Source organism: Embleya sp. NPDC059213, assembly GCF_042754445.1.
Classification (GTDB): domain Bacteria; phylum Actinomycetota; class Actinomycetes; order Streptomycetales; family Streptomycetaceae; genus Embleya.
Genome location: NZ_JBHZAV010000086.1, coordinates 1 through 13483, shown reverse-complemented (window position 1 = coordinate 13483; position 13483 = coordinate 1). Strand labels below are relative to the sequence as shown.

The window sequence follows — 13483 nt, the reverse complement described above, 5'->3', positions numbered from 1 at the left end:
CGGCGACCGGGCGGCTCACCGCGAGCTCAGCGCGGCGTGCAGGGTGATCGCGGCGCGGTCGGTGAGCGAGGCCACCTGGTCGACGACCACCCGCAGCCGGGCCGCGTCGTCGGCGGCGTCGGCCCAGTCCGCGCGCAACGACGCGTCCAGCACCTCGGGACCGCCGGCCACGAGCAGTTCGACCAGTTCGGTGATCACCGCGCGTTGGCGCTCGCGCAGCCGCTCGGCGCCCTCGCGGGCCATCACGTAGCGCGCGGTGACCGCCTTGAGCACGGCGCATTCGAGCCGGATGTCGCGCGGGACGATCAGGTCGGCGGCGTAGCGGGTGACCGGGTCGGTGCCGTACAGCTCGCGGGTGGCGTGTTCGGCGGCCAGGCAGAAGCGGCCGATCAGGCCGCTGGTGGCGTTCTTGAGCCGGGCCTGGGCACGACGCGAGCCGTCGTAGCCCACCGGCCAGAAGTCGAGCGCGAGCAGTCGGTCCAGGGCCTCGCCGAGTTCGTCGGCCGCGCAGTCGGGGCGGTAGCGGCGCACGGTCAGGTCGAGCAGTTCGCGCCGTTCGCCGGCGTCGCGCAGTCGGACCAGGTCGAGCCGGTGCGACTGCACCGCGTCCTCCAGGTCGTGCACCGAATAGGCGACGTCGTCGGACCAGTCCATCACCTGGGCCTCCAGGCAGCGGCGGCTGGGGTCGGCGCCGGCGCGCACCCACTCGAACACGGCCAGGTCGTCCTCGTAGGCCCCGTAGGAGTGCGTGTCGGGGCGGCGCGACCACGGGTATTTGAGCACCGCGTCCAGCCCGGCGCGGGTCAGGTTCAGGCCCACGCTGCGGCCGTCCGGGGCGAACGTCTTGGGTTCGAGCCGGGTGAGCAGGCGCAGGCTCTGCGCGTTGCCCTCGAAGCCGCCGCAACTCTTGGCCGCCTCGTCCAGGGCGCGCTCGCCGTTGTGGCCGAACGGCGGGTGGCCGAGGTCGTGCGCCAGGCACGCGGTCTCCACCAGGTCCGGATCACAGCCCAGCGCCTGGCCCAGCTCACGACCGATCTGGGCGCATTCGAGCGAGTGGGTCAACCGGGTCCGCGGGCTGTCCTGACCCGCGGCGGCGGTCTCGCCGGGGACCACCACCTGGGTCTTGCCCGCGAGGCGACGCAGCGCGGCCGAGTGCAGTACCCGGGCCCGGTCGCGCTCGAACGCGGTGCGACCGGGTCGCTTGTTGGGTTCGGTGACCCACCGGGCGAGGTCCGCGGCTTGGTAGGGGCCCGGCCCGGATCGATCCGTTGCCCCGGACCGGGTGGCGGGGGCTGCCGTCGTGCCTGCCGATTTGCTGTCCACTTGTCCACATTAAGGAGTCGTACCGACATTCGACGAAGGCCGGGCCGCGAACAACGCGGGAACCCTTCACCGCGCGTCGGACAATTTGCCGCGCAGTTGGAGCACCGCCTTGGTGTGGATCTGGCAGGTGCGGCTCTCGGTCACCCCGAGCACCTGGCCGATCTGGGACAGGGTCAGGCCCTCGAAGTAGTAGAGCGTCACGACGGTCTTCTCCCGTTCGGGCAGCGCGTTGACCGCGCGGGCGAGCAGGTGTCGCATCTCTCGGCTCTCGGCCACCTCGACCGGGTCGTCGGCGGTGGTGTCCTCCAGCGTGTCCACCAGGCTGAGCCGGTCGCCGCCGTCCTGGCCGGTGTGCAGGAGTTCGTCCAGGGCCATCACGTTGATCAGCGAGAGCTGGCTGAAGATCGCGTGCAGGTCCTCCAGCGCGATGCCCATCTCGTGCGCGACCTCGACCTCCGAGGGCGTGCGGTTGAGCTTGGCCTCCAGGCCCGCGTAGGCCAGTTCGACCGCGCGGGCCTTCTGCCGCACAGATCGCGGGATCCAGTCCAGCGCGCGCAGTTCGTCGATGATGGCGCCCCGGATGCGGCTGATCGCGTACGTCTCGAACTTGATCGCGCGGTCGAGGTCGAACTTCTCGATCGCGTCGATCAGGCCGAACATCCCGTACGAGACGAAGTCGGCCTGGTCCACGTTGGCCGGAAGGCCGACGCCGACGCGCCCGGCGACGTACTTCACGAGCGGCGAGTAATTCAGGATGAGGCGTTCCCGCAGGGTGGGATCCCCCGAGCGCTTGAAGTCGCTCCAGAGGTTCTCCAGCGCACGGTTGGAAGCGCCACCGTCCTCGACGGTGACGGCCGGTCCGTCCTGGGACGCGGACGCGGTGGCGCTCTTACGCCCTGGGATTTGCTTGGGCATGCGTGGCCTTGTGTCGTTCCACGGAGACGTGCGTGCAGATCTGAGTTCTCGCGAGCGTAGCGTGACCTGACGACTCCCGAGCGCTACGAATATCCCGTCGGGCACAATTCGGCCGGATCGCGGCGCGGTGACCCGGATCGCCCGGATCGCGCCCGACGGATCCAGGCGGCGGCGCGAAGGTGGTTTCCGCGCGGGTCGGGGGTGCCGGTCGCGGTGGTCGGGACGAGGGTTGGGCCCGATGGCGGGCGGCGCCCCGGGTCCGGCCCGCGCGGGGCCGCCCACCGGCGCCGATCCACCGATCGGGGGTGCCCGCGGGCGGGCCGGGGCGGGGCGGCGTGCGCGCGTGCGCGACCGGGCTCGGCGTCCGCGCCGTGGCGCGCCCGGGTACGGCGGTCGCACCGACCCGGACGGGTGTACCCGCCGCGTCGGATGCGGGCACGGGGGTCGACGCGGCCACGAGGTCACCGGCCGGTACGGGCGTGTCGTCGAACGTCGCGGCGACGCCACCCGGGCACGCGCGTTCGAGGGGAGCGGGGTCGACGCCGTCCCGAGCGCGCGGGCGCCCGCCGCGGTGGTGGAGCCGGGCCCCGCCCGTCGGTCGGGCGGGCGCGGTCGGCGGCGGGGCGATCCGATCGGGGCGGCCGGTGTCCCTTGCCTCTGCCGCGGCCTCTTCTTCCTCGGCCGCGGCCTCGGCCACGCTCTCGTCGGTCACGGGGTATGGCACCTCCTCGATTGGGCCTCCCCTCACGGTGATGATCACTGCCGCCCCAGGTCAAGCACCGCCACGGCGACGCCACCCCTTCGAGGTGCGATCGACCAGTTCGCGGGCGACCAGCACATCCAGATGGCGGCGGGTGGCGGCGGGCGCCAGGCCGGCCTCGCGGGCGATCCGCGCCGTGGACGCGGCACCGCGGGTCGGCACCGCCTCCAGGATCCGGCGCGTGATCGGCGCCGGATCGTCGCCCGGCCGGAGGGGACCGGACAACACCGGCGCGAGGTCGTCACCGATCAGCCCCACCTGCTCGATCACCTCGGCCGCCCGGGTGACCAGCACCGAACCCGGCTCGCGCAACAACGCGTGCACCCCGGCCGAACTCGGCGAGCCGACCGGCCCCGGCACCCCCATCACCTGGCGGCCCAGCCGCGCCGCCCGACGCGCGCTGATCAGCGCCCCACTGCGCAGCGCCGCCTCGACCACCACCGTGCCCCGGGTCAGCGCCGCGATCACCCGATTGCGCTCGACGAAGCGGTATCGGGTGGGGTGCGCCCCCGGCGGCAGCTCGGTGACCACGGTGCCCTCCTCGGCGATCCGGGTGAGCAGCCGCTCGTGTCCGCGTGGATAGTGCACGTCGATCCCGCACGCGAGCACCGCGACGGTGGGGCCGGCCACCACGAGCGCGCCGCGATGTGCGGCGGCGTCCACCCCGTAGGCGCCGCCCGAGACCACCGTCCAGCCCGCCTCGGCCAGGTCGGCGGCCAGCGTCGCGGCCACGTGCGCGCCGTAGTCGGTGCAGGCCCGCGCGCCCACGACCGCCACCGAGCGCAACGCGGCGAGCCGCAGCGTGGCCGCGCCGCGCACCCACAGGCCCAGTGGCCGGGTGTCCCCCAGGTCGTCGAGCTGGGTGGGCCAGCCCGGGTCGCCGGGGACCACGAAGTCGCCACCGAGCCCGGCGATCCGCGCCAGGTCGTGCTCCGGGTCGTCGTGCCCGCCCAGTCGGACCCGGTAGCCGGCCGGATCCCGCCGGGCCAACTCGACCGGCAACGCGCGGCCCGCCCGCAGGTCGGCCAACAACCGGGCGGCGCCGTGGACCCGCACCGCGCGGCCGAACGCCTCGTCGCCCGGCTCCACCAGCCGGGTCAGCGCGGCCCGGGCCGACCGTTCCGCCGCGGCATCCCGAGCCGGCGGGTCCGGCTCGGCCCAGGGCAGCGGATCCGGCGCCCTCACGACGCGGGCTCGCCGTCGCCCGCCGAGTCGCCCCGGACGATCCCGGTCCGCAGCTCCAGCGCGGTGTCCAGATCGGCCCGCCCGGGCCGCTCGCGCCCGCGCAGGTCGGCGACGGTCCAGGCGACCCGCAACACCCGATCCAGGCCCCGGGCGGTGAGCAGCCCACGCTCCATGTCCCGGGCCGCCCGATCCAGCGCGTCCGGCTCGACGCTCCAGCGGGTCCGCAGCTCGCGCCCGGGCACCTCGGCGTTGACCGCCCACCCGGTCCCGGCCAGTCGCCGCGCCGCCCGCTCCCGGGCCGCCAGCACCCGTGCGGCCACCACCGCGGACCGCTCCCCCGACCCCTCGGGCGCGAACAACTCGGCCCGGGAGACGGCGTCCACGGTGACCCGCACATCGATCCGGTCCATCAGCGGCCCGGACAGCCGGGAGAGGTACTTGTGCCGCATCAGCACCGAGCAGGTGCAGTCCAGGCCGCGCCCGGAGAACCGCCCGCACGGACACGGGTTGGCCGCCATCACCAGCAGGAACCGGGCCGGGAAACACAACATCCCCCCACTGCGGGCGACGGTGACCGTGCCCGACTCCAACGGCTGCCGCAGCGCGTCGAGCACCCGCCCGGAGAACTCCGGACTTATGTTCAGCCTTCACTACTGTCGCAGTTGCCCCACCAGCACCGATGAGTGCGACAGATGAAGAGGAACAGCACGTGTACATGTTCAAGACCTCGATGGAGCGGGCCGCAGAGATACCCGGCCTCGAGGGGAATCCCACCGCGGTGCTCGAGCGGGCGGACGTACGGGACGGCCTACCGTTCCTGCTCGGGCCCGACGGCACCTACGATCTGCAACTGAACCGCTTCCTGCGTGAGTTGGGCGACTGGGGTGTCCGGTCGATGGCCAGCGTCGAGGCGTACGCCCGGGATCTGATGCTGTTCTGCCGGTTCCTGCACGAGCACCGCGGCGGCCGGACGATCTGGGAAGCCGACCAGCAGGACTTGTTGGCCTATCGACGCGCCCGCCGGCGGACGCCCGGCTACGAGATCGCGGCGTCGACCTGGAATCGCTTCCTCGCCGCTCTCGACAAGTGGGTCGCCTGGGCGCTCTACGAGCGGCTGCTGAGCGCGGAGCCGTTCCGCTTGGTGGAGAAGACCGTCCGGACGCCGCGCGGACTCGCGGTGGTACGCACGAACGCGTTGCGGGAGGTCGACGAGGAGTCCGGGGCGGTGGAGTTCCTGCCGTTCGAGGACTACCTGCTCTGGCGGGACGTCGGGCTGCGCGGCCTGTTGCCCTCGGGCCGGCCGGATCCGTCCTGGCGGGGCCGGCACGGGGAACGCAACTCCGTCTTCGCGGACTTGCTGGTCGGCACCGGGGTGCGGCTGATGGAGGGCAGCAGCCTGTTGGTCACCGAGCTGCCGGCGGTGGTGGACGGCCGGCGGACCGGGGCGGTGCATCTGCCGTCGAGCATCACCAAGCGCCGTCGGGCCCGGACGGTCTACGCCTCGCGGCGCGTGTTGCGCGGTCTTCACCACTACGTCGAGATCGAGCGGGACGAACTCGTACGACGCAAGGCCGCCGCCGGTGCCTACGGGTCACGGTCCGGTTTGGGGGTGCGGTCGGCCGGGCGGCACGCTCTGGTCCTGGCCGACGGGAAGTCCAGGCCCTATTCGCGGTTGGACATCGAGGAACGGCGCTCGCTGGGGCACGTGGGCGGGTCCACGCCCGGGGCGCCGTTGTGGTTGTGGTTGGGGGAGGACGGGACACCGCTGACGCGGTCGGCATGGCAGGCGGTCTTCCGCGCGGCGAACGAGCGATGCGCCCGCTTCGGCCTGGACGTGAGGGCTCATCCGCATGCCCTGCGGCACACTTTCTCGGTCCATATGCTCGGGCTTTTGTTGCGGCAGACGGTGCGGGCGATGCGCCGCCAGCCCGGCGAGACGCTGATGAGCGAGCAGGTCAAGCGGGTGCTGATCGGTGATCCGCTCCGGCGGCTGCAGATGCTGCTCGGGCATCGGAACCGGGAGACGGTCTTCATCTATCTCGACGTCCTGGACGAGGCCCAGGAGATCGTCCTGGCCGCGCTGCGCGAGTGGGACGACGAGAGCGAAGCGCTCTCCCGGGTCCGGCTGGAGGACGCGTCGTGAGCCGCCGCGGCCGCCGGGCCCGCCTGCCCGCAGTCGAGGACGTCCCGGCCGAGCCGGTGCCGGTGCCGGCCGTCGGGCCGGTGGTGTTCACCATGGCCTTCGTCGACGGCGAACGAGGGGTGGATCTGTCCGATCTTCCCCATCCGCGGCTGGTCCGGGCGATGGGCAAGGGCCTGCGGAGCCACGGCGAGGACGGCGCGATCACCACGGTGGGCTCCTTCGACCAGACCCTGCCCGCGGTTCGGCAGTTCGTCGCGTTCATCGCCGCCGCCGAACAGGGCCTGGCCGATCTGGGGCCCGAGGACGTGGAGGCGGAGCACATCGACGCCTTCGAGCAGGCTCTGGTCCTGCGGCCGGACATGTCGCAGGCCCGGGCCCAGGTCCTGATCGGCTACCTGGTCCGGATCCTGCGCAAGGCGCACGAGGCCGCACCGGGCGACTTCGACGACGACCTCGTGGTCCGCATCGGCTTCGCGGCCCGCTCGGCCTTCAGCGGGTATCGGCCGCTCGACGCCTATCCGCCCTCGGTGTTCGACGCGATCAAGGAGGCGGCCCTGGCGGACGTCCGCGAGATCCACCGCCGCATCACCGAGGGCGAACGGCTCGCGGGCACCGGCGAGGACCCCCGCACCGGCGGCTGGGGACGGTTGGAGAACGCGCTTTGGTGGGTGGCCAACCGCGGGCCGCTGACGACCGCGGACCTCCGGGACCACCCCAGCCCGTTGACCCGCCTCGGCGGCATCCGGGCGGTCAACCGGCGCCTGGACCCGGCGATCCACGACGTCCTGCCGTTCGTGGTCGCCCTGATCTGCCTGACCGGGATGGAGCCGGAGGCCGCGAAACGGCTGAAGGCCGACTGCCTGGTCAGCCCGGCCCGCGGATTCGTCAGCATCCGCTACCGCAAGCGCCGCAGCAAGGGACACGAGGCCAAGCAGATGCGGGTGAGCGACGGCGGGACGATCAACCTCCCCGGAGGGCTGCTGCGGTTGGCCCTGCGGGTGACCGATCGAGCACGACGCCGCATCGGCAGCGACGCCCTCTGGATCTGCCACGGCCAGTCCGGCACCCAGGAGACCTACCGCGACCTCGGCGCCCTGAACTTCCACCACCACGACTGGATGACCCGACACGGCCTGGACAGGCTCACCGACCGCGACGGCCGGCCGGTCCGCCTCGACCTGCGCAGGCTCCGCAAGAGCTTCAAGTCCCAGCACTACCTCAAGGCCGCCGGCGTCCTGGCCGACTTCGCCCAGGGCCACACACCCGAAACGGCGGCGGCCCATTACGCCGACATCGCCGCCCACGACGCGATCCACGACCAGGCCATCGAGAACGCCCTGGAACAGGCCCTGGAAGTGGCTCTGCCCCCGCCGACCGTCCTGGACGAGGACGGCACCCGGCTGGACGAGGACGGCCCCGACCCCACACCCGAACAAGTACACGCAGCCCTCAGCGGGGCCAGCGACGTCTTCCTCGCGTCCTGCCGCGACTTCCACGACTCGCCGTTCGGCAGCAAGGGCAAACCCTGCCCAGTCGCCCTCTGGGGCTGCCTGGAGTGCCCGAACGCGATCTTCACGGCCCGCCACCTGCCCCAGGTGCTGACCTTCCTGGACTTCATCGAACGCCAACGCGACGAACTGCCCGAAGCCGAGTGGAAGGTCCGCTACGGGCTGGCCTGGGAACGCGTCGTCCACGGCATCCGCAACCGCTTCGGCCGCGATCAACTGCTGACCGCCCAGGCCATCGCCGAGGGCGGCGAGGCCAAGCTCCTGCTGCCCATGGAATTCTGGAAGGGGATCGCATGACCGACACGGCCCGACGTCACGCGACATCGACACCACCGACGCCGGAATGCTGGGTGCTGCCCGAGGTGGTGACCACCACCGCGACCGGTCGCGGACCGCGCTTCGGCGACGACCTGTGGGATTTCACCCCGTTCGTCCCGCGAACCGTCACGACCGCCCGCCTGCGATTCCACCGCCTGAGCGATCCGATGGCCGCCCTCGGCGCCAAGGAGTACTTCCACTCGCGCATCACCCGGGTCATCCCGACCCGCCGGCGGTCCTCCGACACCGGCCGGCCCATGAAGCTGACCTGGGTGGGCAACGAATTCTCCCGCTACATGCTGATCGTCGACGCCCTGGCCGAGCTGGGGGTGACACGCCTGGCGGACGCCACACAGGACGACCTCGACACGGTGCTGAAGGCCTGGCTGGCCACGGTCAACCCCGGCACGATCCCCGGCGGACCCCACACCCCCGGTCGACGCAAGGAGGTCCTCGCCCCCAGAACCGTGAGCACCCGGATCAGCACGCTCCAACACATGGGCGCCCACCGGCGTTTCGTCACCGCCGACAAACTGTCCTTCGACCCCTGGCCCGGCCGCCCGGCCCTGCACCTGGTCAAGCACATCGGCGACGACGAGGAGAACGCCACCCCGCGCATCCCCGAACCGACCCTCGCGGCGACGCTCAAGGCCGCCGTCTTCTACATCTCCACGGCCGGCGCGGACATCCTGGCCGCGAAGACGGAACTCGCCCGACTCGCCGCCGCCACCCGGCCGCGGCTGGCCAGCGGCGAGGCCACGGCCCGACTCCGCGCGTTCGTCGAACGCCGCAGGGCCGAAGGCCGCGGGATCCCCGCCCTGCCGAAACGACTCTCCTACCGAGCCCCCGGCGCCCGCATCGTCGACGGAGTCGTCCAGGCGCCGAACTTCCTGATGATCTTCGCCATGGCCGACGTCGGCACCTGCTGGCACCGCAAGCAGATGCTGCTGGACGCCGCCGCGGAACTCGGTTACGAGGAAGGCGGCCTGGACGCACCGATGGCGCCCTGGCCCGAGACGGGCCGGCCCTGGCGGTCGCGGCTGAACAGCTCGCTCCTCGAGGTGGAGATCACGATGCTGAGGGTCGCCTGCTGGCTGGCGATCGCATACCTCTCGGGAATGCGCGACGTCGAAGTACGCGAACTCGCCCGCGACTGCGCGTTCACCGAGGAGGGCCAGGACGGCCGCACCCGGTTCAAACTCCGGGGCCGTGTCTTCAAGGGACGCCAGCTGGCCGGGGACGAGGCCGAGTGGGTCGTCCTGGAGATCGTCCACGACGCCGTCCGGATCCTGCGGCAGATCGACGACGACCCGACCCACCTGTTCGGTTACCGCTCGTTCCTGGGGCACCAGACCCTGCTCGACAATCTGCCGACACTCCTGAATGCGTTCCGCGACCACGTCAACGAGCTGTTCGGCACTTCGCAGGGCCCGTTCGTTCCCCTGGACGGCGACCGCTCGTGGAAGTTCACCACTCGGCAATTCCGTCGCAGTCTGGCCTGGCATATCGCCCATCAGCCCTTCGGCGTCGTGGCCGGCGCCCGGCAATACAAGCACGCCAAAATAGCCATGTTCGAAGGATATGCGGGCACTTCGGACTCGGGTTTCGCCGCCGAAGTCGCGGCCGAGGAAGCCGTCGCCATGCTCGACTACATCGAAGAACTCTACCGGGACTGGGACGCCGACAAGCCGTCCGGCGGCGGAGCCGCCGGACGCATCAACGCCGAGTTCGAACGCATCAGGCGCGAGCTCGGCGACCTGGCCGGCGCGGTCGCCGACGACCGCCGCCTTCGGACAATGCTCGGCCACCTGGCCAAGACCCTGCACCCCGGAGTGCTGAACGACTGCTTCTTTCGGGCGGCCACCGCAGTCTGCGTCAAACGAGCGAAGATCGTCGGCCGCCCGGTCCCCCAGCACAACATGTGCCTGAAGTGCCCCAACGCACGACGCTCAAGCGTCCACCTGCCCCGCCTGATCACCGCTCGCGATCAGGCCCTGGAACTCCACGGCAGATGCGGCGAGGCCGGACCGGTGCCCAAACTCCAAGACCTGGTGATCACCGAGTTCATCGGCGAACTCGACCAACTCATCCACGACCTCGAAGACGCACCGGAGCCCTCGCAGTGACCCGCGCAACCACCCAGGCCCGCTTGGACCAGGCCCTGAGCCGGCTCCTGGCCGGGCAGCCCACCGTCACCGACGGGGCCGTCAACGTCGCCAACCTCTGCCGAGAGGCAGGCGTCGGCCGCGACTCGTTCTATCGATCACCCCAGGAGTTCAAGGACCGCTTCAAGGCAGCGCTGGCCAACAGCACCGACAACCAACCCGAGGTCCTGCAACTGCGGACCAAGCTCGCCCGACTCAAGCACGAGAGCAAGGAGACCGGACGCAGACAGGCCGAGACGATCCAGGACCTCGAAGAGACGAACAAGATCTACGCGGACCACATACAGGTGCTGACCTTGGCCAACGCAGAACTCGCGGCCGAGAACCAGCGACTTCGCGCGCACATCAACCCCCGCGAAGGCAACGTGATGCGTCTCCCCAAGCGCTGATCAAACTGCGACAGCCGAGCAACTGCGACACCTTGACAGTTCACTTAACGGGCATCTCGTCCAGAAACAACACGCCCCGATGCGCCAGGGAGACCGCGCCCGGGCGGGGCAGGCCGTTGCCGCCGCCCACGATCGCGGGCATCGTGGCGCTGTGGTGCGGCGCGCAGAACGGCGGCGTGGTCACCAGCGGCAGGTCCGGGCGCAGCGTGCCGGCGATCGAGTGCACCGCGCTGACCTCCAGCGAGGACGGCCCGTCGAGCGCGGGCAGGATCCCGGGCAGCCGTTCGGCCAGCATCGTCTTGCCCGCTCCGGGGCTGCCGAGCAGGAACAGGTGGTGGCCGCCCGCCGCGCACACCTCCAGCGCCCGCCGGGCCCGGTCCTGTCCGGCGACATCCGCCAGGTCGGCCGGCTCCGCGCCAGCCGGCGTCGGGCCCGCGGCCAGGGTGCCGACCACGGCCAGTGGGTCCGGGCCCAGGCCGATGTCGGCCACCGCGCGTTCCGGCACCGGCACCGGTTCGCCGCGCAGCAGCGCGAGCAGGTGACGCAGCGAGGTCACCCCGCACACGGTGATCCCGGGCACCAGCTCGGCCTCGCCGGCCACCACGGCGGGCACCACGACCCGCGCGCAGCCCGCCGCGGCGGCGGCCATCACCGCCGGCAGCACCCCGCGCACCGGTCGCAGCCGCCCGTCCAGGCCCAGTTCGCCGATCATCACCAGGTCCTCGATCACCCGGGGGTCGAGCACGCCCGCCGCGGCCAGCACGGCGGCCGCGATCGGCAGATCGAACCCCGACCCGGTCTTGGGCACGGTCGCGGGCGACAGGCCCACCGTGAGCCGTCGCTGCGGCCACTCCTCGCCGCTGTTGACCAGCGCGGCGCGCACTCGCTCCTTGGACTCCACGAGGGTCTTGTCCGGCAATCCCACCAGAGTGAACGTGGTCACCCCGGGCTCCAGGTCGGCCTGCACCTCGACCACCACGCCGTCGACGCCCAGCAGGGTCACCGAGCGGGTCCGTGCGAAGCCCATGGTCAGCACACCCCCCGCACATGCTCGACCCGGGCCGCCCCGCGCGCGGCCGGGACCACGGCGACCAGATCGATCCGCACCTCGCCCCCCGGCGGGCCGACCGCCGGGTGGGCCAGCGACCAGCGCTGCGCGAGCACCCGCAGCCGCTGTGCCTTGACCGCGCCGACCGCCTCCAGCGGATGCTCGAAGCCGCCCGCCCGCCGGGTCTTGACCTCGCACACCACGAGCGTGGGCCCCTCCCGGGCGACGATGTCGATCTCACCGTCGCGACATCGCCAGTTGCGATCCAGGACGGCCATCCCGATCTCGATCAGATACCGGGCCGCGACCCGTTCGCCGTACCGCCCCACAGCGGTGTTCCGGGACTGCCGGGCCGGGCCGGCCCCCTCCCGTGCACTCGCGGGGCCGCTGCCCCGGTCTTCGCCGCCACCCGCACCGATTCGCACGACGACCACCTCCGGCACCGACAGTGCCGGGGCCGGAGGTGGTCGTGAGCGCGGGCCCGACCGGCTGTGGACGACTCGGTCGTTGTGGACGCCGCCCTTGCGGGTGGTGACCCGCGCCGGGTCCGCTCAGCCGCCGAATCCCTCGTTGCCCGAGGGCATCTCGAATTCGCTCTTGGTCAGTTCCTCGACGTTGACGTCCTTGAAGGTGAGGACTCGGACATTCTTCACGAATCGCGCGGGTCGATACATGTCCCACACCCACGCGTCCGCCATGGACAACTCGAAGAAGACCTCCCCGTCGGCCGACCTCACGTGCAGCTCGTACTGGTTGGTGAGGTAGAAGCGCCTTTCCGTCTCGATGACGTACTTGAAGAGACCGACGACGTCGCGGTACTCGCGGTAGAGCTGCAGCTCCATCTCGGTCTCGTACTTTTCGAGATCTTCCGCACTCATGCGCGCCCCTCGCTCCTGCGCTTCGCTGACGTCTCCCATTGTGTACCGGCGACCCTCGCGACCACCGGCGCACCATGGCACAACGGTCCGGGAGCCCACCTGCGGCCCGGATCGGCCGGCCGGATCCCGGGCGGCCCGCCGCCGCTCAGTCGTTCCACCACTCGAACGGCTCGTCGATCAGCTCGCCGGCCAGGAACGCCGCAAGCAGCTCGGGCAGCCGCCCGGGGTAGAACCGCACGGGGGCGGCCTTGATCTCGGCCGGCGACCACCACACCGCCTCCTGGTACTCGGCCAGCTCCTCGGCCGTCCACTGCGACCGGTCCTCGCCGACCGCGGGCGCCCGCTCGGCGATCCGGACCAGCACCACGAACTCGTGTTGCACCCGCCGATGCCCCGGGCGCGCCCAGGTCACACTCCGCCGCCAGGTGGGCGGGCCCACGTCGGCGGGGGCGATCCGCAGGCCGGTCTCCTCCCGAATCTCCCGGACCGCCGCGTCCACGTAGGTCTCCCCGGGATCGATGCCGCCGCCCGGCAGGTCGTACCACTGCGACGGGTCGGATTCGTCGACCCGGGTGCGAAACAGCAACACCCGATCGTCCGGATCGAGCAGCACCACACGCACGGCGCGGCGTTCCAGGTCGGGAACAAGGTCGGTGGGGTAGTCCGGAACGGGCTCCGGCACGTCTCCGGGCCATGACACGGGTTGAGTCGTCATCCACGGATTGTGCCCCGAACGCGCCCGGCCGGGGGGGCCCGGGCGAGGGGGCCCGGCCGGCCCCGCCCGGGCGCGGCGCCCCCGGGGCGGCCCGCGGGCGGGCGCCGGGGGGGGGGGGGGGGGGCCCCCCCGCGCG

10 protein-coding genes and 2 pseudogenes are annotated in these 13483 nt (G+C 72.1%); 4 read left to right on the top strand and 8 right to left on the bottom strand.

What is annotated here, in order from left to right; all coding sequences use genetic code 11:
* Window positions 1-15 precede the first annotated feature (15 nt).
* From ACFXMF_RS27920 to ACFXMF_RS27905, 4 genes and pseudogenes are all read right to left on the bottom strand, one after another.
* Window positions 16-1323 (bottom strand): deoxyguanosinetriphosphate triphosphohydrolase, encoded by a 1308-nt coding sequence (locus ACFXMF_RS27920; protein ID WP_360310591.1) that lies wholly within the window; start codon window positions 1321-1323, stop codon window positions 16-18.
* Between the two features lie 66 nt (window positions 1324-1389).
* A complete protein-coding gene (gene whiG, locus ACFXMF_RS27915; RefSeq protein WP_360310593.1) occupies window positions 1390-2238 on the bottom strand; it encodes an RNA polymerase sigma factor WhiG in 849 nt (282 codons plus the stop codon).
* 772 nt (window positions 2239-3010) lie between these two features.
* Entirely contained in the window at window positions 3011-4183 is a 1173-nt protein-coding gene (gene dprA, locus ACFXMF_RS27910; protein WP_360310595.1) for a DNA-processing protein DprA, read from the bottom strand.
* Window positions 4180-4827 (bottom strand): annotated as a pseudogene (locus ACFXMF_RS27905) (ATP-binding protein); the annotation flags it as partial. The pseudogene ACFXMF_RS27905 and the gene dprA, both read right to left, overlap by 4 nt.
* Window positions 4828-4862: 35 nt before the next feature.
* Between ACFXMF_RS27905 and ACFXMF_RS27900 the strand changes: the two are divergent.
* The 4 genes from ACFXMF_RS27900 to ACFXMF_RS27885 are packed head-to-tail and all read left to right on the top strand — an operon-like array spanning window position 4863 to window position 10706.
* Window positions 4863-6326 (top strand): tyrosine-type recombinase/integrase, encoded by a 1464-nt coding sequence (locus ACFXMF_RS27900; protein WP_379989607.1) that lies wholly within the window; start codon window positions 4863-4865, stop codon window positions 6324-6326.
* Complete coding sequence (locus ACFXMF_RS27895) at window positions 6323-8131, top strand: hypothetical protein (protein ID WP_379989606.1); 1809 nt, start codon at window positions 6323-6325, stop codon at window positions 8129-8131. Before ACFXMF_RS27900 ends, ACFXMF_RS27895 begins: the two co-directional genes overlap by 4 nt.
* Window positions 8128-10278 (top strand): hypothetical protein, encoded by a 2151-nt coding sequence (locus ACFXMF_RS27890; protein ID WP_379989605.1) that lies wholly within the window; start codon window positions 8128-8130, stop codon window positions 10276-10278. The genes ACFXMF_RS27895 and ACFXMF_RS27890 overlap by 4 nt, the downstream gene beginning before the upstream one ends.
* A complete protein-coding gene (locus ACFXMF_RS27885; protein ID WP_379989604.1) occupies window positions 10275-10706 on the top strand; it encodes a hypothetical protein in 432 nt (143 codons plus the stop codon). The genes ACFXMF_RS27890 and ACFXMF_RS27885 overlap by 4 nt, the downstream gene beginning before the upstream one ends.
* A 49-nt stretch (window positions 10707-10755) precedes the next feature.
* Here the strand turns inward: ACFXMF_RS27885 and ACFXMF_RS27880 are convergent.
* The 4 genes and pseudogenes from ACFXMF_RS27880 to ACFXMF_RS27865 form a co-directional block, all read right to left on the bottom strand.
* A pseudogene (locus tag ACFXMF_RS27880) lies at window positions 10756-11733 on the bottom strand (ATP-binding protein); the annotation flags it as partial.
* A gap of 2 nt (window positions 11734-11735) precedes the next feature.
* Complete coding sequence (locus ACFXMF_RS27875; RefSeq protein ID WP_379989603.1) at window positions 11736-12179, bottom strand: YraN family protein; 444 nt, start codon at window positions 12177-12179, stop codon at window positions 11736-11738.
* Between the two features lie 126 nt (window positions 12180-12305).
* A complete protein-coding gene (locus ACFXMF_RS27870; RefSeq protein ID WP_020553228.1) occupies window positions 12306-12632 on the bottom strand; it encodes a DUF2469 domain-containing protein in 327 nt (108 codons plus the stop codon).
* A gap of 145 nt (window positions 12633-12777) precedes the next feature.
* Entirely contained in the window at window positions 12778-13347 is a 570-nt protein-coding gene (locus ACFXMF_RS27865) for an NUDIX domain-containing protein (protein WP_360310599.1), read from the bottom strand.
* Window positions 13348-13483: the final 136 nt, after the last annotated feature.

Coding starts and splice junctions, on each gene's coding strand:
- ACFXMF_RS27890 (WP_379989605.1), top strand. CDS start 8,128: ATGACCGACACGGCCCGACGTCACGCGACATCGACACCACCGACGCCG.
- ACFXMF_RS27900 (WP_379989607.1), top strand. CDS start 4,863: ATGAGTGCGACAGATGAAGAGGAACAGCACGTGTACATGTTCAAGACC.
- whiG (WP_360310593.1), bottom strand. CDS start 2,238: ATGCCCAAGCAAATCCCAGGGCGTAAGAGCGCCACCGCGTCCGCGTCC.
- ACFXMF_RS27865 (WP_360310599.1), bottom strand. CDS start 13,347: ATGACGACTCAACCCGTGTCATGGCCCGGAGACGTGCCGGAGCCCGTT.
- ACFXMF_RS27870 (WP_020553228.1), bottom strand. CDS start 12,632: ATGAGTGCGGAAGATCTCGAAAAGTACGAGACCGAGATGGAGCTGCAG.